Origin of the sequence: Streptomyces sp. NBC_00984 (genome assembly GCF_045162475.1) — a bacterium.
Taxonomy (GTDB): Bacteria; Actinomycetota; Actinomycetes; order Streptomycetales; family Streptomycetaceae; genus Streptomyces.
Window position 1 is genome coordinate 3,717,415 of sequence record NZ_CP108734.1, and the last position, 20,441, is coordinate 3,737,855.

A 20,441-nucleotide genomic window follows, 5' to 3' on the forward strand; every position below is an offset into this window, starting at 1 on the left:
CGGCTCCCTCTCGGACAGACGGACCGGTCAGGTGTGCTTGAGCTTCGACGGATACACCTCGTGGAGGGGATCCCACCACAACACGTGGAAGATGTTGTCGGTCAGGAATCCATACAACCGCTGCGTGCCAGTGAACCGTAGACGCTGGATCTTCGTCGCGTCACCGAAGCCGATCGCAGCCAGCCGCGCCACGGCCTCCTTGCACAGGCCGCCGGGCAGTTCGTACTCCTTGAAGAAGTCACCAGTCCTACGTAACTCACTGAGAGTCATCGTCTCGCAGTCCCGAAGCTTGGTCAGCACCTCACACAACGTGGCCGAATCCATGCGGTCGAACCCCCAGGGACCGCCGTGGTCGACGTGGGTGAACCGCCAACACACCCGGTCGTCCGAGGCGGCCGCGCCCGACAGAAGTAACCGGACACCACCGATCCGCTTCTCTCGCACCGCCCCGCTGGGCGGGAGCGCCAACTTCTTCTTGGCCCGTCCCCCCTTGGGCATCAGCCGTTGTGCTCCTCGTGCTCGGCCAGCGCGCCGAAGAAGTCGGCGATGTCCTCATCGAGCAACGGCTCGTTGCTCCGCACCAGATCCGGCGCCTGGGCCCGGCCGCGGGCTTCGACCCACGGGCCGGTCCGATGGGTCATCTCCGACAGCTCATGTGCGGAGTACACGCGCATGTTCTCCAGCACGATGTCGACCGATTCCCGCTCCTGGTCGTCCAGCTCCGCCGGGTCACCCTCGATGTCCCCGCGCTTCAGCTCGAAGCGGCCGCGGTGCTTGCTGTACAGCTCCGGCGCGACAGGCCCGTTGGCCCACGCCTCGAAACGCTCGGCAAACAGCGGGCGGTCCTCCCAGGCCAGGTGATAGCCGTAGGAGAAATAGCAGAGCTTCTGCAGCTTCATGGCCGACATCGGTGCGGCCTTCACCAGGATGTACGCGGCTACGTCGTGCACGGTTGCCATGGTCGGTCCCCTCTGGTCCTCGCCGCCACCCTAGAGCCGCACGCCCCCATCGACATCCTCTGAGCTCCCGGGCGGGGAGGATCCCCCCTGTCGGTCCAGCGTACGGGCGAGGTCGGACAACGAGAACGGAACGAACCGCGCCGGCTGTCTCATTCGGACACATGGCGCACCGTGAACGAAACGATGTTCTCCATACCCGCGACCCCGCTCTGGGCCGTGACGTCACCCCGCACCATGACCTCGTCGCCCCGGCGGTGAGCCTCGGCCGCCTTGCCGTAGTCGCGCTCGTCCAGGGACATCCTGACCCTGCGCGCCCTGCGGCCGTCCCGGTCGTCGAAGTACCCGGCGATGGTGACCGCGCCCGGCCCGTACGGAAGCTCACGGTGCAGGCGGACCACCGACCCCAGCAATGTCATGTCCGTGTGCCCCAGCCGGGCCCGCAGGTCCTTGGCCCCGGCGTCCAGGGCTGCCAGCTGAGGGGAGGTGAGCCGGATGCGCTCGGTTGCCTGCTCCACCGGCAGATCCGCCGACCAGGTGAAGTCGAGTGAGAACCCCGGCCCTTCGTCACCGCCGATCTTGACCAGGGCCTCGCAGAGATTCGCCGACAGACCACCGGGGGTGAACCGTGAGAAATCGGCCAGCTCGTCGCGCTGAAGGGTGAGATTCGCTGCTTCCCTGCAGATCAGCGCCGCGTAAAGACCCCGGGTGACCCTCCTCGCGAACGGTTCCGCGCGGGAGCCGTGGTCGAAGAGGAACGCCTGAGCGGGGGCCTCGGGCAGCGGGGTGTGCACGGCGACGACATAGCTGCCCACCCGGGTCTGGTCCAGCCGCACCGAGGCGACATGGTCCTTGACCAGCTGCGGCTTGTTGGCAGGGCTGCACCGGCTGGGGCTCCGGCGCCGCCACCGCGGCCGCGGCCGATGTCATCAGATCCCTCAGGCCGGCCAGGGCGGGGACCAGCTCCACCAGCGGAGCGGTTCCGGACGGTCCCGGCGGGGTGAGCCGGAGGAACTGCCAGTCGGCGGAAGGGAGCGCCATCTCACGCAGTACGTCGGCGGGCAGCCGGGCTTCCACCACGGACAGGGTCTCCACCAGATCGGCGACGCGGTCCGCGTAGTCGCGGGGGCCGCGGTCCAGCGGCACCATCACCTCGTACGGTTCGCCGGACTCCCCCGGGGCGTCCAGCACCCAGAGCTGCCCACGGCCGTAGTCCCTGAAGGGTGACCAGCCACGGCCTCGCAGACAGCGCAGCAGAGAGGACGTGGCCAGGTCGTTCACCTGGCTGAACTCCGCATCGGAGATCGCGATCATGACACCCCCAGCTTCTCTCGGAACTCAGGGCCGAAGAGACCGTGCAAGGTCTCCGTGGTGAGCAGATTGGCCTTCGGCACCGAGACGGTCAAGCTGCTCTCCTTGGGCCGATCCACGTTTTCGTGGTCGTGGAAACACGCCCAGTAGGCGGCGTGCCTCAGCAGCAGCCCCTCGTGGGTCGCCTGCACCCACTCGTCGGAGTCCTCCGGCACCACGACCAGGAACGCCGCCGAGACCTCGTGCGAGCGTGGCAATCACTACCTGGACCGTGCGCTGCTCGTCGAGACACTGGCCGGCGATCTCGGTGCGTTCCTGTCATGACTGGCCGGCTGCCGGCACTTCTCGCAGCCCTCGGCCGACGCCTCCCGGCCGAGCGGCTGGCCAATCTCCTGCATCACCTCAACGCGGCTGAGGGACCGGACAGCCCACTGCTCGACCGATGGTCCGCCAACCATCCGGCAGCCGGCCTCTCGGTCCGGTTGAGCACGCTCCGCAAGGCATGGCGGGACGAGTCATCTCAACTGCCCGGGTCAGCTCTCGCTCTTTCCCTGGCCACGGCAGCCGCAGCCGAGGAAGGCATGGACCCACCTGCTGAGCTCGTGGTGAGCGGTCCGACAAGCCCGGCGATCCCGGTCCGCCTGACAAGCGGCATCGCCGTCGACGTCATACGTTCCGCCCGCGAATCCCTGCTCATAGCAAGCTTCGCGGCCTACGGCATCACTGAGATCGTGGCGGAACTCCACGCAGCCTCCGAGTGGAACGTCCGCATCGATCTGCTCCTGGAAGAATCGACTGCGGCAGCACGCGCCTTCGGTCCGCTCGGAGAACAAGTCCGGATCTGGCACCGGGCAGGCGGCGCCGATCACACGAGTCTTCACGCCAAGGTCATCGCCGCAGACCGCCACACGGCACTGTTGGGCAGCGCGAACCTCACAAGTCGCGGCCTCAGCCGCAACGTCGAGATCGGTGTCGTCCTGCGCGACTCACGAGCGGTCGGCAGGCTGGTCGACCACCTGCGCTGGTTGACGGGCCCCGAGGGACTTCTCCGCAGATCCTGAGCTTGCCCGGTCAGTGCCCGGCCTCGGCCCCCGCGTTCGCCCTCTGACACACTCCGGCCATGCCCGTACGCACCACCGCGGCCTGGACCCTGCGCCCCGCCCGGCCCGAGGACGTCGAGACGATCGCCGAGCTCAGGGCCACCGTGATGCGCCCCGACCTGGAGCGGCTCGGGCGCTACGACGAGCACCGCGTACGACAGCGGCTGCGGGACAACTACGCGCCGGAGCACACCTCGGTCGTCGTCGCGGACGGGGAGCTCGCGGGCTGCGTCACCCTGCGCCCTGTCGAGGGCGGGCTGTGGCTGGAGAACTTCTATCTCTCCACCGCCCTCCAGGGAAGCGGCATCGGCACCGCGGTGCTCCGCTCGCTGCTCGCGCGGGCCGACGAGGAGGGCGCGACCGTACGGCTGGACGTGCTGCAGGGCAGCGCCGCCCGCGCGCTCTACGAACGGCACGGGTTCACCGAGGAGCGGCAGGACCCGGTCGACGTGTTCATGGTGCGTACACCCGCGAGTTGAGCTGTTCGGGTCACACCCGTGGATACCCAGGCAACCCACCCCGGAGAATCTCCGTCTCTCCCCCCGCAGCAGCGGCTCGCCCCCCGCCGCGACCTGCACGGATTCGGCACGCGGCACAGGGCCGCACAGCCGCCCGCTGCGGGGGAAGTGGACGGAGCACGGTGTGACGGATCGACCCTCGTTGCGCGCATCCCGGTCGGGAGTGCCGCGGCGCACTGTGATGGCGGCGGCCGGCACGACCGGCCTGGCGGCCCTCACCGCCTGCACGGCGCCCTCGCCGCCCCGCCGCCGCGATCCCGCCGCGGACCCGATGCCCGGACTGCCGATCAGCACCTCGCACCCGGCCCAGATGATGCAGATCCTCGCCCACCCGGACGACGACCTGTACTTCATGAACCCGGACACCCAGCAGGCCCTCGACGCCGGGACCCCGCTGGTCTGCGTCTATCTGACCGGCGGCGAGGCCACGGGCATCAATCGCGCGCCGGGCCGCCCGCTGCCCGCGCCGGACAAGGCCGCGTACTCCTCCGCGCGTCACCAGGGGCTCCGCCAGGCGTACGCGACCCTGCTCGGCCTCGGCAGGTTCACCCCGTGGCACAAGTCCGTCCTCGAGCTGCACGGCGGCCACCGCGCCGAGATCAACACCCTCCGATACCGGGGCCGCAGGGTCGAGCTGATCTTCATCAACACCGCCATGCACACCTCGTACGGGCGTCTCGGACTGCCCAGCCTCTGGCAGGACCGTCGCCTGGTCCTGCCGACCGTCGTCGCCGAGGGCTCCCCGCTGAAGAAGGCGGGTTCGTACACGTACGACGGGCTGATCGACGTCCTGGTCGGGCTGTTCGACCGGTACCGGCCGAGCATCCTGCACACCATGGACCCGGACCCCGACATCCAGCACAGCAGCGAGGCGGTCCGCCGCCGGGACAGCGAGCAGCGGGGCTACTCCGACCATCCCGACCACACCGCCACCGCGCTGTTCACCTGGGCGTCGCTGATCCGGTGGGTGGCAGGGACCACCACGAGCGGCGGCGAGGTGCCGAGCTTCGCCACCACGGCGTTCCGGGGCTACTACAACCGGCACTGGCCGAAGAACCTGCCGCCCGCCGTGCTGGCCGAGAAGGCCTCGCACCTGGTGCCGTACGGTGGCTCGGCCGACTGGCGGTGCGGCAACCCGGCGGGCTGCGGGGACTACGGCGTGGGCGGCAACCGTCCGCTGACCAACCGGAAGGGCTGGGTACGGTCCACCCACTACCGCTACCCGGGCCCCCGGCCCGCCGTCGCCGCCGAACCGGACGGCCGGCTCGTCACGTACGGGGTGCTGGGCCTGCGGGCGGTGCGCCGGCGCGAGAGCGCACCGGGCAGCGGGGAGTGGGACGCGCCGGACGACCTCGGCGGCGGCCCGCTCGCCCCGGTCCTGGGCAGCGCGACGCTGCCGGACGGTCGCCATCTGCTCTTCGGGCTGCGGTTCTCGGCGCTCAGCGGGCACGGCGCGGACAACGAACGCGAGATCGTCGCGCTGGAGCAGCGCTCCCCCGGCGGCGCCTTCCGCGCCTGGCAGGGGCTGGGGAACCCGGTGCGCGACCACGACGGCGGGCGCCGGATCGGTGTCCCGGTCGCGGTCGCCGCGCCCGACGGGCGGGTGCATCTCTTCGTGCGGAACGCGGAGAAGGGCGTCAGTACCCGGGTACGGGACACGGCCGGCCGGTGGAGCGGGTGGCTGGACATGGGCGGCGGCGAGATCCAGGACGGGCTGAGTGCCGTGGTGGACGCCGAGGGCTGTGTCCATGTCTTCGCGGCAGGCCATTTCGCGGTGCATCACTGGACGCAGGACACGCCCGGCGACGCGCTGACCGCGCGCACCCAGATCACCGGGGTGCCGGTGCCCGGGGACGGTCCGGCGGCGCTGCCGGGACCGGACGGGAGCATCGAGCTGTTCTACCGCGCGGCGGCGAAGGCCGCCCTGACGACCGTACGGACCGGGGAGACGGCGGACGAGACCGGCATCGACGGATACGGGCGGCTGATCCGGGACCGGGCTGGCTTCGACGGGTACGGCCCGGTGGCCGCCGCCGGGACGCCGGGCGCCCCGGTGCTGCTCGGCCGTACCGCCAAGGGCCTCCTCCAGCTCCGTACGCCGGGCGGGCTTCTCGTACGGCGGCGCGGTCCGGTGGCGCTGGACGGGCCGGTCCTGCACGTCGGGCAGGACGGCCGGGCGACGGTGGTGGCCCTGGGGCCCGACGCCCTGCCCTGGCTCTGGCGCCCCTGAGGGAGGGGCCGTGCGGCGGGTCGGGGCCGCACAAGCCCCCGGGCCCCGCCCGTACACATGACGAAGGGCCCCGGTCCACCGCTTGCGCGGCGGGCCGGGGCCCTTCTCGGTGCTCTGTGCGGAGCAACCAGGTCAGACAGTCAGGTAATTACTTGACGATCTTGGTGACCTGGCCGGCGCCCACGGTCCGGCCACCCTCACGGATGGCGAACTTCAGGCCCTCTTCCATGGCGACGGGCTGGATCAGCGAGACGTTCATGACGGTGTTGTCGCCCGGCATGACCATCTCGGTGCCCTCGGGAAGGGTCACAACGCCCGTCACGTCCGTGGTACGGAAGTAGAACTGCGGGCGGTAGTTGTTGAAGAAGGGGGTGTGACGGCCACCCTCGTCCTTCGACAGGATGTAGGCCTGGGCCTCGAACTCGGTGTGCGGCGTGACCGAACCGGGCTTGATGATGACCTGGCCGCGCTCGACGTCCTCGCGCTTGATGCCACGGAGGAGCAGACCGACGTTCTCACCGGCCTGGCCCTCGTCGAGCAGCTTGCGGAACATCTCGATGCCGGTGACCGTGGTGGTGGTCTTCTCGGTCTTGATACCGACGATGTCGACGGTCTCGTTGACCTTGAGGATGCCACGCTCGATACGACCGGTGACGACGGTGCCACGACCGGTGATCGTGAAGACGTCCTCGATCGGCATCAGGAACGGCTTGTCGACGTCACGCTCGGGCTGCGGGATGTTCTCGTCGACGGCCTTCATCAGGTCGAGGACGGTCTGGCCCCACTCCTTGTCGCCCTCGAGCGCCTTGAGCGCCGAGACCTTGACGACCGGCAGGTCGTCGCCCGGGAACTCGTACTCGGAGAGGAGCTCACGGACCTCGAGCTCGACGAGCTCCAGGATCTCCTCGTCGTCCACCATGTCAGCCTTGTTCAGGGCGACGACGATGTACGGAACGCCGACCTGGCGGGCCAGGAGCACGTGCTCCTTGGTCTGCGGCATCGGGCCGTCGGTGGCGGCGACCACGAGGATGGCGCCGTCCATCTGCGCGGCACCCGTGATCATGTTCTTGATGTAGTCCGCGTGACCCGGGCAGTCGACGTGCGCGTAGTGACGCGACTCCGTCTGGTACTCGACGTGCGCGATCGAGATCGTGATACCGCGCTGGCGCTCCTCGGGAGCCTTGTCGATCTGGTCGAAGGCCGAGGCCTCGTTCAGGTCCGGGTACGCGTCGTGCAGCACCTTGGTAATGGCGGCCGTGAGGGTCGTCTTACCGTGGTCAATGTGACCGATGGTGCCGATGTTGACGTGCGGCTTAGTCCGCTCGAACTTCGCCTTCGCCACTGGGTCCTCCTGTGGAGTGGTTCTGTACGCCTTGCTTCATCGGCGCCAGGTGATCTTTGCTGGGATGCCGGGGCCGGGGGCATTCACCGCATTGCTTGCGCTCTGCGACGAATGCCCCACCAGGCTCCGGTGACAAGCCTAAAGCGTGAGCTCGGGAGAGTTACTCGCCCTTGGCCTTCGCGATGATCTCCTCGGCGACGTTCCGCGGAACCTCGGCGTAGGAGTCGAACTGCATCGAGTAGCTTGCGCGACCCGAGGTCTTGCTGCGGAGGTCTCCGACGTAGCCGAACATCTCCGAGAGGGGCACGAGGCCCTTCACGACGCGAGCGCCGCTGCGCTCCTCCATGGCCTGGATCTGGCCACGGCGGGAGTTGAGGTCGCCGATGACATCGCCCATGTAGTCCTCGGGCGTGGTGACCTCGACGGCCATCATCGGCTCGAGGAGCACGGGGGACGCCTTGCGAGCACCCTCCTTGAACGCCTGCGAACCGGCGATCTTGAAGGCGAGCTCGGAGGAGTCGACCTCGTGGTAACCACCGTCGAGAAGGGTGACGCGGACGCCCACCATCTCGTAGCCGGCCAGGATGCCGAACTGCATGGCTTCCTGGGCACCCGCGTCCACCGAGGGGATGTACTCACGGGGGATGCGGCCACCGGTGACCTTGTTGACGAACTCGTAGGACGCGTCGCCACCCTCGATGGGCTCAAGGGCGATCTGCACCTTCGCGAACTGGCCGGTACCACCAGTCTGCTTCTTGTGCGTGTAGTCGATGCGCTCGACGGCCTTGCGGATCGTCTCGCGGTACGCGACCTGCGGCTTGCCGACGTTCGCCTCGACGCGGAACTCGCGCTTCATGCGGTCGACGAGCACCTCGAGGTGAAGCTCGCCCATACCACCGATGATGGTCTGGCCGGTCTCCTCGTCGGAGTGCACCTGGAAGGACGGGTCCTCCTCGGAGAGGCGCTGGATGGCGACACCCAGCTTCTCCTGGTCACCCTTGGACTTGGGCTCGATGGCGACCTGAATGACCGGCGCCGGGAAGTCCATGGACTCCAGGATGACCGGCTTCTTGTCGTCACACAGCGTCTCACCGGTGGTGGTCTGCTTCAGGCCCATGACGGCGATGATGTCACCGGCGCCCACCGACGCGATCTCCTCACGCTTGTTCGCGTGCATGCGGTAGATCTTGCCGATGCGCTCCTTCTTGCCCTTGACCGAGTTCAGCACCGCGGTGCCGGCCTCGAGGCGACCGGAGTAGATCCGGACGAAGGTGAGCTTGCCGAGGTGCGGGTCGCTCGCGATCTTGAACGCCAGGCCGGAGAACGGCTCGTCGTCCGAGGGCTTGCGCTTGACGACAACCTCGGGGTCCTTGACGTCGTGGCCCTCGATGGCCTCGACGTCCAGAGGGGAAGGCAGGTAGCGGACGACCGCGTCGAGCAGGGGCTGGACACCCTTGTTCTTGAACGCCGTGCCACAGAACACCGGGGTGACGGTGACGGAGTCGGCGCCGCCCTTCGATGCGAGGGTGATCCGGCGGATCGCCTCGTGCAGCTGCTCCTGGGTGGGCTCCTCGCCCTCCAGGTACAGCTCCATCATCTGGTCGTCGTTCTCGGAGACGGCCTCGAGGAGCTTGCCGCGCCACTCGTTGGCTGCCTCGATGTGGGTGTCCGGGATGTCGACCGTGTCGTACATCTCGCCCTTGAGGGCCTCTTCCGGCCACACGAAGGCCTTCATCGACACGAGGTCGACGACGCCACGGAAGCCGGCCTCGGCACCGATGGGGAGCTGCATGACCAGCGGAACCGCACCGAGGCGGTCGACGATCATGTCGACGCAGCGGTGGAACTCGGCACCGGTGCGGTCGAGCTTGTTGACGAAGCAGATACGCGGCACGCCGTAGCGGTCCGCCTGACGCCAGACGGTCTCGGACTGCGGCTCGACGCCGGCGACACCGTCGAACACGGTGACGGCACCGTCGAGGACGCGGAGCGAACGCTCCACCTCGACGGTGAAGTCGACGTGACCCGGGGTGTCGATGATGTTGATGGTGTGGTCAACATCATTGAGCGGCCAGTGGCAGGTCGTCGCGGCGGACGTGATCGTGATGCCGCGCTCCTGCTCCTGCTCCATCCAGTCCATCGTGGCAGCGCCGTCGTGGACTTCACCGATCTTGTACGAGACGCCGGTGTAGAACAGGATCCGCTCAGTGGTGGTCGTCTTGCCCGCGTCGATGTGGGCCATGATCCCGATGTTGCGGACCTTGGCCAGGTCAAGCGAAGTGGTGGCCATAAGGCTCAATCTTCTCTCGGTCTCGATGTGGGTAGCGACTACCAGCGGTAGTGCGCGAAGGCCTTGTTGGACTCGGCCATCTTGTGGGTGTCCTCGCGCTTCTTGACGGCAGCGCCAAGACCGTTGGAGGCGTCGAGCAGCTCGTTCATGAGGCGCTCGGTCATGGTCTTCTCACGGCGGGCGCGGGAGTAGCCCACGAGCCAGCGCAGGGCGAGGGTGGAGGCACGACCGGGCTTGACCTCGATCGGCACCTGGTAGGTGGCGCCACCGACACGGCGGGACTTGACCTCGAGCGAGGGCTTGACGTTCTCAAGCGCGCGCTTCAGCGTGATGACCGGGTCGTTGCCGGTCTTCTCGCGGAGGCCTTCCATGGCGCCGTACACGATCCGCTCGGCGGTGGAACGCTTGCCGTCCAGCAGGATCTTGTTGATCAGCGAGGTGACAAGAGGAGAGCTGTAGACCGGGTCGATGATGACCGGGCGCTTCGGGGCGGGGCCCTTACGAGGCATTCTTACTTCTCCTTCTTGGCGCCGTAGCGGCTGCGGGCCTGCTTGCGGTTCTTGACACCCTGGGTGTCGAGCGAGCCGCGGATGATCTTGTAACGAACACCCGGCAGGTCCTTCACACGGCCACCACGCACGAGCACGATCGAGTGCTCCTGCAGGTTGTGTCCCTCACCCGGGATGTAGGCCGTGACCTCGATACCGGAGGTCAGACGCACACGCGCGACCTTACGGAGTGCCGAGTTCGGCTTCTTCGGGGTGGTCGTGAACACACGCGTGCAGACGCCGCGGCGCTGGGGCGAACCCTCGAGCGCGGGCGTCTTGTTCTTCTCGACCTTGTCCTGCCGGCCCTTCCGGACCAGCTGCTGGATCGTAGGCACTACTTCTCCGGTTTCTGTGTGCCGTTCGTGAAACTAACCTGGAACGTCACCGACCCACGCGGTCGGGTGTGTCGAATACTGCAGGCTTCTGCCGCAAGGCAGAAGGAGCGCAGATTGCGGTAGCCACTGACGGGCTCGCCATGCGGTTGAGGACACGCACACGAGCCCAGGCACACCCCAGGCACAAGGTCTGAGCGTACCTACCTCGTCGACTCCGGTCAAAACAAATGCTGTCCACCGGGACACGCCAGGACGAGTGCCCGGCTTGTCCCGACCCGTACGCCTGGCCACCGCACCCCCGTGCGGCCCTCCACAGCCCCGTACAGGGCCTCCGAGGCCGGTTGCCGGGCCGCTCGGAGGCTCCGTGCGGCGCACGGCAGTGACGTATCACACGCCGGAGGGCGGCCACCCCGTACGAAACGGGATGACCGCCCTCCGGTCGGTCAAGCGACTCGCTTACTGGTTGTACGGACCGTAGTCGTAGTCCTCCAGCGGAACGGCCTGGCCGGAGCCCGTGCCGAACGGCGAGTAGTCGATGTCGTCGTAGCCGACGGCCGAGTACATCGCGGCCTTGGCCTCCTCGGTCGGCTCGACCCGGATGTTGCGGTAGCGGGACAGACCCGTACCGGCCGGGATGAGCTTACCGATGATGACGTTCTCCTTGAGGCCGATCAGGGAGTCGGACTTGGCGTTGATCGCCGCGTCCGTCAGGACCCTGGTCGTCTCCTGGAAGGAAGCCGCGGACAGCCACGACTCCGTCGCCAGCGAGGCCTTGGTGATACCCATCAGCTGCGGACGGCCGGAGGCGGGGTGACCGCCCTCGGTGACCACACGACGGTTCTCGGTCTCGAACTTCGAGCGCTCGACGAGCTCGCCCGGCAGCAGCTCCGCGTCGCCGGACTCGATGATCGTCACGCGGCGCAGCATCTGCCGGATGATGATCTCGATGTGCTTGTCGTGGATCGACACACCCTGCGAGTTGTAGACCTTCTGGACCTCGCCGACCAGGTGGACCTGGACCGCGCGCTGACCGAGGATCCGCAGCACGTCGTGCGGGTTGGTGGCACCCACGGTGAGCTTCTGGCCCACCTCGACGTGGTCGCCCTCGCCCACCAGCAGACGGGCGCGCTTCGAGATCGGGAAGGGGATCTCGTCGCTGCCGTCGTCCGGCGTGACCACGAGCTTCTTGGTCTTCTCGGTCTCCTCGATCCGGACCCGGCCCGCGGACTCCGAGATCGGGGCGACACCCTTGGGCGTACGGGCTTCGAAGAGCTCGACGACTCGGGGCAGACCCTGGGTGATGTCGTCACCGGCCACACCACCGGTGTGGAAGGTACGCATCGTCAGCTGGGTACCGGGCTCACCGATGGACTGGGCGGCGATGATGCCGACCGCCTCACCGATGTCGACCAGCTTGCCGGTGGCGAGCGAGCGTCCGTAGCAGAAGGCACAGGTGCCGACCGCGGACTCACAGGTCAGGACCGAACGGGTCTTGACCTCCTCGACGCCGGCGCCCACCAGGGCGTCGATCAGGACGTCACCGAGGTCGACGTTGGCAGGCGCGATGACCTTGCCGTCGACGACGACGTCCTCGGCGAGCATGCGGGCGTAGACCGAGGTCTCGACGTCCTCCGTCTTGCGGAGCACACCGTCCGCACCCTTGACGGCGATCTTCAGCTTGAGGCCGCGGTCGGTGCCGCAGTCCTCCTCGCGAATGATCACGTCCTGCGAGACGTCCACCAGACGACGGGTCAGGTAACCCGAGTCGGCGGTACGCAGGGCGGTGTCCGCCAGACCCTTACGGGCACCGTGCGTGGAGATGAAGTACTCCAGAACGGTGAGGCCCTCACGGAAGGACGCCTTGATGGGACGCGGGATCGTCTCGTTCTTGGCGTTGGACACCAGACCACGCATACCGGCGATCTGACGCATCTGCATCATGTTTCCTCGGGCACCCGAGTCAACCATCATGAAGATGGGGTTCGTCTTGGGGAAGTTCGCGTTCATCGCCTCGGCAACCTCGTTGGTCGCCTTGGTCCAGATCGCGATGAGCTCCTGCGTGCGCTCGTCCTTGGTGATCAGACCGCGCTCGTACTGCTTCTGGACCTTCTCGTCCTGCGCCTCGTAGCCGGCGACGATCGCCTTCTTGGCCTCGGGGACCACGACGTCGGAGATGGCCACGGTGACACCGGAACGGGTCGCCCAGTGGAAGCCCGCCGCCTTCAGGTTGTCGAGCGTCGCCGCCACGATGACCTTGGGGTAGCGCTCGGCGAGGTCGTTGACGATCTCGGAGAGCTGCTTCTTGCCGACCGAGTAGTCGACGAACGGGTAGTCCTCGGGCAGCAGCTCGTTGAAGAGCGCGCGGCCCAGGGACGTACGCAGCCGGAACGTGTCGCCCTGCTGGTACTCCTGCTCGCCTTCCTCGGCGACCGGCGGCACCCAGCCGCGCGGCGGGATGGTGCCCACCGGGAAGCGGATGTCGACCTTCGCCTGGAGCGACAGCTCGCGGGCGTCGAAGGCCATGATCGCCTCGGCCGTGGAACCGAAGGAACGGCCCTGGCCGATGACCTTGCGCTCCTCCTCGTCCGTGGTGAGGAAGAACAGGCCCAGCACCATGTCCTGGGTCGGCATGGTGACGGGACGACCGTCGGCCGGCTTCAGGATGTTGTTCGAGGACAGCATCAGGATGCGGGCCTCGGCCTGCGCCTCCGCGGAGAGCGGCAGGTGCACGGCCATCTGGTCACCGTCGAAGTCCGCGTTGAACGCGGTGCAGACGAGCGGGTGGATCTGGATGGCCTTGCCCTCGACCAGCTGCGGCTCGAAGGCCTGGATGCCGAGGCGGTGCAGCGTCGGCGCACGGTTCAGGAGAACCGGGTGCTCGGCGATGACCTCTTCCAGGACGTCGTACACGACCGTGCGGCCGCGCTCGACCATGCGCTTGGCCGACTTGATGTTCTGCGCGTGGTTCAGGTCGACCAGGCGCTTCATCACGAACGGCTTGAAGAGCTCCAGCGCCATGGCCTTCGGCAGACCGCACTGGTGCAGCTTGAGCTGCGGGCCGACGACGATCACGGAACGCGCGGAGTAGTCCACACGCTTACCGAGAAGGTTCTGACGGAATCGACCCTGCTTGCCCTTCAGCATGTCGCTGAGGGACTTGAGCGGGCGGTTGCCGGGACCGGTGACCGGGCGACCGCGGCGGCCGTTGTCGAACAGCGCGTCGACGGCCTCCTGCAGCATCCGCTTCTCGTTGTTCACGATGATCTCGGGGGCACCGAGGTCAAGGAGACGCTTGAGGCGGTTGTTGCGGTTGATCACGCGGCGGTACAGGTCGTTCAGGTCGGAGGTCGCGAAGCGGCCACCGTCCAGCTGCACCATCGGACGCAGGTCCGGCGGGATGACCGGCACGCAGTCGAGCACCATGCCCTTGGGCTTGTTGCTGGTCTGCAGGAACGCGGAGACGACCTTGAGGCGCTTGAGCGCACGGGTCTTCTTCTGGCCCTTGCCGGTACGGATGATCTCGCGGAGGCGCTCGGCCTCCTCGTCGAGGTCGAAGGACTCCAGGCGCTTCTGCAGGGCGGCGGCACCCATGCAGCCGTCGAAGTACGTGCCGAAGCGGTCACGCAGCTCGCGGTAGAGCAGCTCGTCGCCCTCCAGGTCCTGGACCTTGAGGTTCTTGAAGCGGCTCCACACCTCGTCGAGGCGGTCGATCTCGCGCTGCGCACGGTCGCGCAGCTGCTTCATCTCACGCTCGGCACCTTCGCGCACCTTGCGGCGCACGTCGGCCTTGGCGCCCTCGGCCTCCAGCTCGGCCAGGTCGGTCTCGAGCTTCTTGGCGCGGGCTTCCAGATCGGCGTCGCGGCGGTTCTCGATCTGCTGACGCTCGACGGAGACGTGCGCCTCCAGCGACGGCAGGTCGCGCGTACGGCGCTCCTCGTCCACGAACGTGATCATGTACGCGGCGAAGTAGATGACCTTCTCGAGGTCCTTCGGCGCGAGGTCGAGGAGGTAGCCCAGGCGCGACGGGACGCCCTTGAAGTACCAGATGTGGGTGACGGGAGCGGCAAGCTCGATGTGGCCCATGCGCTCACGACGCACCTTGGCGCGCGTGACCTCGACGCCACAGCGCTCACAGATGATGCCCTTGAAGCGGACACGCTTGTACTTGCCGCAGTAGCACTCCCAGTCCCGGGTCGGACCGAAGATCTTCTCGCAGAAGAGTCCGTCCTTTTCGGGCTTGAGCGTGCGGTAGTTGATGGTCTCCGGCTTCTTCACTTCGCCGTGGGACCAGGTCCGGATGTCGTCCGCGGTGGCAAGGCCGATCCGCAGCTCGTCGAAGAAGTTGACGTCGAGCACTTGTCGTCAATCCCTCTTTCGGGGGTTCGAGCCCCCTCGCGTCAGGCGAGAAATCGGGGCACTTCAGCAATGGTCTGAACGGGTCCGGGGAGAGCCGGCCGGATCACTGGGATCCGGCCGGCCAACCCGTCAGACCTCTTCGACGCTGCTCGGCTCGCGCCGGGACAGGTCGATACCGAGCTCCTCCGCCGCGCGGAAGACGTCCTCGTCCGTGTCGCGCATCTCGATGGACATGCCGTCCGAGGACAGCACCTCCACATTGAGGCAGAGCGACTGCATTTCCTTGATGAGCACCTTGAAGGACTCAGGGATACCCGGCTCGGGGATGTTCTCGCCCTTGACGATGGCCTCGTAGACCTTCACGCGGCCGGTCACGTCGTCGGACTTGATCGTCAGGAGCTCCTGGAGGGCATATGCGGCGCCGTAAGCCTCAAGGGCCCACACCTCCATCTCACCGAATCGCTGTCCACCGAACTGAGCCTTACCACCCAGCGGCTGCTGGGTGATCATGGAGTACGGGCCCGTCGAACGAGCGTGCAGCTTGTCGTCGACGAGGTGGTGCAGCTTCAGGATGTACATGTAGCCGACCGAGACCGGGTCCGGGAACGGCTCGCCGGAGCGGCCGTCGAACAGGTTGGCCTTGCCGGAGGGCTGTACCAGGCGGTCGCCGTCGCGGTTCGGGATCGTGGCCTCGAAGAGACCGGAGATCTCGTCCTCGCGCGCACCGTCGAAGACGGGGGTGGCGACGTTGGTGCCGGGGGCGACCTGGTCGGCGCCGATGGCCTGCAGGCGCTTGGCCCACTCGTCACCGAGGCCGGAGACGTCCCAGCCGCGGCTGGCGAGCCAGCCGAGGTGGATCTCCAGGACCTGTCCCGGGTTCATTCGGGACGGGACACCCAGCGGGTTGAGGATGATGTCGACCGGGGTGCCGTCCTCCAGGAACGGCATGTCCTCGATCGGCAGGATCTTCGAGATGACGCCCTTGTTGCCGTGACGGCCGGCGAGCTTGTCACCGTCGGTGATCTTGCGCTTCTGCGCGACGTAGACGCGAACCAGCTGGTTCACGCCCGGCGGCAGCTCGTCGCCCTCTTCGCGGTCGAAGACGCGGACGCCGATGACCTTGCCGATCTCACCGTGCGGCACCTTCAGCGAGGTGTCGCGCACCTCGCGCGCCTTCTCACCGAAGATCGCGCGGAGCAGGCGCTCCTCGGGGGTCAGCTCGGTCTCACCCTTGGGCGTGACCTTGCCGACGAGGATGTCACCGGCGACGACCTCGGCACCGATACGGATGATGCCGCGCTCGTCGAGGTCGGCGAGGACCTCTTCGGAGACGTTCGGGATGTCCCGGGTGATCTCCTCCGGGCCGAGCTTGGTGTCACGGGCGTCGACCTCGTGCTCCTCGATGTGGATCGAGGAGAGGACGTCGTCCTGCACGAGGCGCTGCGACAGGATGATCGCGTCCTCGTAGTTGTGACCCTCCCACGGCATGAACGCCACGAGCAGGTTCTTGCCGAGGGCCATCTCACCGAACTCGGTGGCCGGACCGTCGGCGAGGACCTGGTCGGCGACGACCCGGTCGCCCTCGGAGACGACAACCTTCTGGTTGACCGAGGTGCCCTGGTTGGAGCGCATGAACTTGGCGATGCGGTACGTGGTGTACGTGCCGTCGTCGTTGGTGACGGTGATGTAGTCCGCGGAGACCTCCTGGACCACACCGTCCTTCTCGGCCTTGAGCACGTCGCCGGCGTCGGTGGCGCAGCGGTACTCCATGCCGGTGCCGACGAGCGGGGCCTCCGACTTGATCAGCGGCACCGCCTGCCGCATCATGTTCGCGCCCATGAGGGCACGGTTGGCGTCGTCGTGCTCCAGGAACGGGATCATCGCGGTCGCGACGGACACCATCTGGCGCGGCGAGACGTCCATGTAGTCGACGTCCGTGCCGGGCACGTAGTCGACCTCGCCGCCACGGCGGCGGACCAGCACGCGGGACTCGGCGAACCGGAGCTCGTCGGTCAGCGGCGCGTTGGCCTGCGCGATGACGAAGCGGTCCTCCTCGTCGGCGGTCAGGTAGTCGACCTCGTCGGTGACCTGGTCGTCGACGACCTTGCGGTACGGCGTCTCGATGAAGCCGAACGCGTTGATCCGGCCGTAGGAGGCCAGCGAGCCGATCAGACCGATGTTCGGGCCTTCCGGCGTCTCGATCGGGCACATGCGGCCGTAGTGCGAGGGGTGCACGTCACGGACTTCGAAGCCGGCCCGCTCACGGGAGAGACCACCCGGGCCCAGCGCGTTGAGACGACGCTTGTGCGTCAGGCCCGACAGCGGGTTGTTCTGGTCCATGAACTGGGACAGCTGGCTGGTGCCGAAGAACTCCTTGATGGAGGCGACGACCGGCCGGATGTTGATCAGGGTCTGCGGCGTGATCGCCTCGACGTCCTGGGTGGTCATGCGCTCGCGCACGACGCGCTCCATACGGGCGAGACCCGTACGGACCTGGTTCTGGATCAGCTCGCCGACGTTGCGGATACGACGGTTGCCGAAGTGGTCGATGTCGTCGGTCTCGACCATGATCGAGCGACCGGACTCGCCGACCGTCTCGGTCTCACCGGCGTGCAGCTTGACCAGGTACTTGATCGTCGCGATGACGTCGTCGCTGGTGAGCACACCGGCGTCCAGCGGCTCGTCGGCGCCGAGCTTCTTGTTCACCTTGTAGCGGCCGACCTTCGCGAGGTCGTAGCGCTTCGGGTTGAAGTAGAGGTTCTCGAGCAGCGTCTGAGCGGCCTCACGGGTGGGCGGCTCGCCCGGACGCAGCTTGCGGTAGATGTCGAGCAGCGCGTCGTCCTGGCCCTGGGTGTGGTCCTTCTCCAGGGTGGCGCGCATCGACTCGTACTCGCCGAACTCCTCCAGGATCTGCTCGGTCGTCCAACCGAGAGCCTTCAGGAGAACGGTGACGGACTGCTTGCGCTTGCGGTCGATGCGGACACCGACCATGTCGCGCTTGTCGATCTCCATCTCCAGCCAGGCACCCCGGGACGGGATGATCTTGGCGGAGAAGATGTCCTTGTCGGACGTCTTGTCGATGGAGGAGTCGAAGTAGACACCCGGCGAGCGGACCAGCTGCGACACGACGACACGCTCGGTGCCGTTGATGACGAAGGTGCCCTTGTTGGTCATGAGCGGGAAGTCGCCCATGAAGACCGTCTGGGACTTGATCTCGCCGGTCTCGTTGTTGGTGAACTCGGCGGTGACGAAGAGCGGGGCGGCGAACGTGAAGTCGCGCTCCTTGCACTCGTCGATCGAGTTCTTCGGGGGCTCGAAGCGGTGGTCGCGGAAAGTCAGCGACATCGACCCGGAGAAGTCCTCGATCGGCGAGATCTCCTCGAAGATCTCTTCCAGGCCGGACTTGGTCGGGACGTTCTGTCCACTGTCCAGAGCAGCCTCGACGCGAGCCTTCCATGCGGCATTGCCGAGGAGCCAGTCAAAGCTCTCGGTCTGCAGCGCGAGGAGGTTCGGAACCTCGAGGGGCTCCTTGATCTTTGCAAAGGAGATGCGCAGCGGGGCGGTGCTGGCACCGTTGTTCGTATTCGCGGTCGAGGCGTTGCGCGAGGCGGCCAAGAGGGGGTCCTTCCGAGGGCTCGGACTCACTACGCGCGTACCGGTCCCAAGCCGGACACGATGACAGTCGGTTCCTGATTCGACCGAAGAAGGCCAGGTCAGAGACGATCAGTCATCGGTGCTCAAGCGAGGGCATGCCCCTGGTGACGGGCAGGAGGCAGCTAACAGGCAGCGCAAAGGGTCAGTGTAGCCAAACGGCACACTGATGTCCAGTCGGGGTTCTCAGAGACCCACGTTGCTCTCAACAGCTGTTCTCAACACCTATGGCTAGCCCTTGCGCGTGGTGCGCTCTTCTTTACTGCCCGCTTCGCCCACGATCCATGCCTCGGATTCGGATCGATGTGACGACGCGTCCTGAGAATTGCGCGCCGCGTGCGGTTCGTCAAGGCCCCCCTGCGGGGACAAAGCCCCGAGGTCCTCACCCGACCGCCTCCCGGCGCCGGTCGGCCGCCCCCGAGAGGCAACGGCGAAGATCACCATACTCGTCGGCGCGGGAAGAGCAAGGCAGCCGCCTCGGGTACGCCGAAGGGCGACCACCCGGATGGGTGATCGCCCTTCGTCAGATGACGTCCGCGCCGTGCGGCACGGGGCGCCAGAAGGAGTCAGCAGACTCCCTGAGTCACTTGACCTCGACGGAAGCGCCGGCGGCCTTGAGGGACTCGGCAGCCTTCTCGGCGGCCTCCTTGGCGACCTTCTCGAGGACCGGCTTCGGGGTGCCGTCGACGAGGTCCTTGGCCTCCTTCAGACCCAGCGAGGTCAGCTCACGCACGACCTTGATGACCTGGATCTTCTTCTCGCCGGCGCCGGTGAGGATGACGTCGAACTCGTCCTGCTCCTCGACGGCCTCAGCGGCGGCACCCGGGCCGGCCGGACCGGCGACGGCGACGGCCGCGGCGGCGGTGACGTCGAACTTCTCCTCGAAGGCCTTCACGAACTCGGAGAGCTCGATGAGGGTCATCTCTTCGAACTGCGCGAGCAGGTCGTCCTGGGACAGCTTCGCCATGATGGCGTCCTTCCACTAATTCGGCAGGTGCCGGAGTTACATGTAGGCGGGCGTACGTTCGGCCCGCTGCGACCGTCGCCCTAGGGAGCGACGATCATTGCGCGAGCCGAATTACTCGGCACCGCCCTGCTCGGCCTGCTTGGCACGAAGCGCCTCCGCGGTGCGGACGAACTTCGACGGGAGCGCCTGGAAGACCTGAGCAGCCTGAGTCTGCTTGCCCTTCATGGCGCCCGCCAGCTTGGCGAGCAGAACCTCGCGGGACTCGAGGTCCGCGAGCTTCTTGATCTCATCCGCGGTCAGCGCCTTACCGTCAAGGACACCGCCCTTGATGATGAGGTTGGGGTTTTCCTTGGCGAAGTCACGAAGACCCTTCGCCGACTCCACCGGGTCACCGGTGATGAAGGCAACCGCCGTCGGACCAGTGAACTGGTCGTCCAGCGAAGTGATCCCGGCCTCGTTGGCCGCAATCTTGGTCAGCGTGTTCTTCACCACGGCGTACTGGGCGTTCTCACCGAGCGAACGACGCAGCGTCTTGAGCTGCGCCACGGTGAGACCCCGGTACTCGGTCAGCACGGCGGCGTTCGAGCCGCGGAACTGATCCGCGAGCTCGGCTACCGCGGCAGCCTTGTCGGGCCTTGCCATGAGCGTCGGCCTCCTTCCGGGTGATGAGGACCGCTCAGAAGGGGCCTGGAAAGACGAAACGCCCCGGCGCAGGCGCCAGGGCGTAGCTCGACCGAACGAAGTCCGGGAGCTTTCCACAGTCACCTGCGCAGGTCGCCCGTACTCAACGGATCCTTCGGTCACTGTTCCCTCTTGCGAGAGCGCAGCAACGACCAG

The 20,441-nt window shown here is 67.2% G+C and carries 15 protein-coding genes; 3 read left to right on the forward strand and 12 right to left on the reverse strand.

Going from position 1 to position 20,441, the window contains the following annotated elements; genetic code table 11:
- Positions 1 to 27: 27 nt before the first annotated feature.
- The 4 genes from OG520_RS16190 to OG520_RS16205 all read right to left on the reverse strand — a co-directional run bounded on the left by OG520_RS16190 (position 28) and on the right by OG520_RS16205 (position 2,524).
- A complete protein-coding gene (locus OG520_RS16190; protein ID WP_406013629.1) occupies positions 28 to 498 on the reverse strand; it encodes a hypothetical protein in 471 nt (156 codons plus the stop codon).
- Positions 498 to 959, reverse strand: coding sequence for a Panacea domain-containing protein (locus tag OG520_RS16195; protein ID WP_376625373.1), 462 nt, complete (start codon positions 957 to 959; stop codon positions 498 to 500). Before OG520_RS16195 ends, OG520_RS16190 begins: the two co-directional genes overlap by 1 nt.
- Positions 960 to 1,108: 149 nt before the next feature.
- Positions 1,109 to 1,792, reverse strand: a complete 684-nt coding sequence (locus OG520_RS16200) for a hypothetical protein (RefSeq protein WP_406013630.1) — start codon at positions 1,790 to 1,792, stop codon at positions 1,109 to 1,111.
- 474 nt (positions 1,793 to 2,266) lie between these two features.
- Positions 2,267 to 2,524 (reverse strand): hypothetical protein, encoded by a 258-nt coding sequence (locus OG520_RS16205; protein WP_406013631.1) that lies wholly within the window; start codon positions 2,522 to 2,524, stop codon positions 2,267 to 2,269.
- A 63-nt stretch (positions 2,525 to 2,587) separates the two neighbouring features.
- Between OG520_RS16205 and drmC the strand changes: the two genes are divergently transcribed.
- From drmC to OG520_RS16220, 3 genes are all read left to right on the forward strand, one after another.
- Positions 2,588 to 3,328 carry a DISARM system phospholipase D-like protein DrmC gene (gene drmC, locus OG520_RS16210; RefSeq protein ID WP_406013632.1) on the forward strand — a complete coding sequence of 247 codons (741 nt, stop codon included), beginning with the start codon at positions 2,588 to 2,590 and terminating at the stop codon, positions 3,326 to 3,328.
- A gap of 59 nt (positions 3,329 to 3,387) precedes the next feature.
- Complete coding sequence (locus OG520_RS16215; protein ID WP_406013633.1) at positions 3,388 to 3,846, forward strand: GNAT family N-acetyltransferase; 459 nt, start codon at positions 3,388 to 3,390, stop codon at positions 3,844 to 3,846.
- Between the two features lie 220 nt (positions 3,847 to 4,066).
- Complete coding sequence (locus tag OG520_RS16220; protein WP_406016495.1) at positions 4,067 to 6,115, forward strand: PIG-L family deacetylase; 2,049 nt, start codon at positions 4,067 to 4,069, stop codon at positions 6,113 to 6,115.
- 148 nt (positions 6,116 to 6,263) lie between these two features.
- Here OG520_RS16220 and tuf read toward each other — a convergent pair whose 3' ends face one another.
- The 8 genes from tuf to rplJ all read right to left on the reverse strand — a co-directional run bounded on the left by tuf (position 6,264) and on the right by rplJ (position 20,246).
- Positions 6,264 to 7,457 carry an elongation factor Tu gene (tuf, locus tag OG520_RS16225; protein ID WP_266415496.1) on the reverse strand — a complete coding sequence of 398 codons (1,194 nt, stop codon included), beginning with the start codon at positions 7,455 to 7,457 and terminating at the stop codon, positions 6,264 to 6,266.
- A gap of 160 nt (positions 7,458 to 7,617) precedes the next feature.
- Positions 7,618 to 9,747 carry an elongation factor G gene (fusA, locus tag OG520_RS16230; RefSeq protein WP_399327146.1) on the reverse strand — a complete coding sequence of 710 codons (2,130 nt, stop codon included), beginning with the start codon at positions 9,745 to 9,747 and terminating at the stop codon, positions 7,618 to 7,620.
- Between the two features lie 38 nt (positions 9,748 to 9,785).
- The gene (gene rpsG / locus OG520_RS16235) at positions 9,786 to 10,256 is read right to left on the reverse strand and encodes a 30S ribosomal protein S7 (protein WP_007445917.1); all 471 of its coding nucleotides are present in this window, start codon (positions 10,254 to 10,256) and stop codon (positions 9,786 to 9,788) included.
- 2 nt (positions 10,257 to 10,258) lie between these two features.
- Entirely contained in the window at positions 10,259 to 10,630 is a 372-nt protein-coding gene (rpsL, locus tag OG520_RS16240; RefSeq protein ID WP_003948652.1) for a 30S ribosomal protein S12, read from the reverse strand.
- A gap of 456 nt (positions 10,631 to 11,086) precedes the next feature.
- Positions 11,087 to 14,986: a DNA-directed RNA polymerase subunit beta' gene (locus tag OG520_RS16245; RefSeq protein WP_093540768.1), complete on the reverse strand. Its 3,900-nt coding sequence runs from the start codon at positions 14,984 to 14,986 to the stop codon at positions 11,087 to 11,089.
- A 129-nt stretch (positions 14,987 to 15,115) separates the two neighbouring features.
- Positions 15,116 to 18,601, reverse strand: coding sequence for a DNA-directed RNA polymerase subunit beta (gene rpoB / locus OG520_RS16250; RefSeq protein ID WP_399327143.1), 3,486 nt, complete (start codon positions 18,599 to 18,601; stop codon positions 15,116 to 15,118).
- 619 nt (positions 18,602 to 19,220) lie between these two features.
- Complete coding sequence (rplL, locus tag OG520_RS16255; protein ID WP_116511090.1) at positions 19,221 to 19,604, reverse strand: 50S ribosomal protein L7/L12; 384 nt, start codon at positions 19,602 to 19,604, stop codon at positions 19,221 to 19,223.
- A 111-nt stretch (positions 19,605 to 19,715) separates the two neighbouring features.
- Positions 19,716 to 20,246, reverse strand: a complete 531-nt coding sequence (gene rplJ, locus OG520_RS16260) for a 50S ribosomal protein L10 (protein WP_399327141.1) — start codon at positions 20,244 to 20,246, stop codon at positions 19,716 to 19,718.
- Positions 20,247 to 20,441 lie beyond the last annotated feature (195 nt).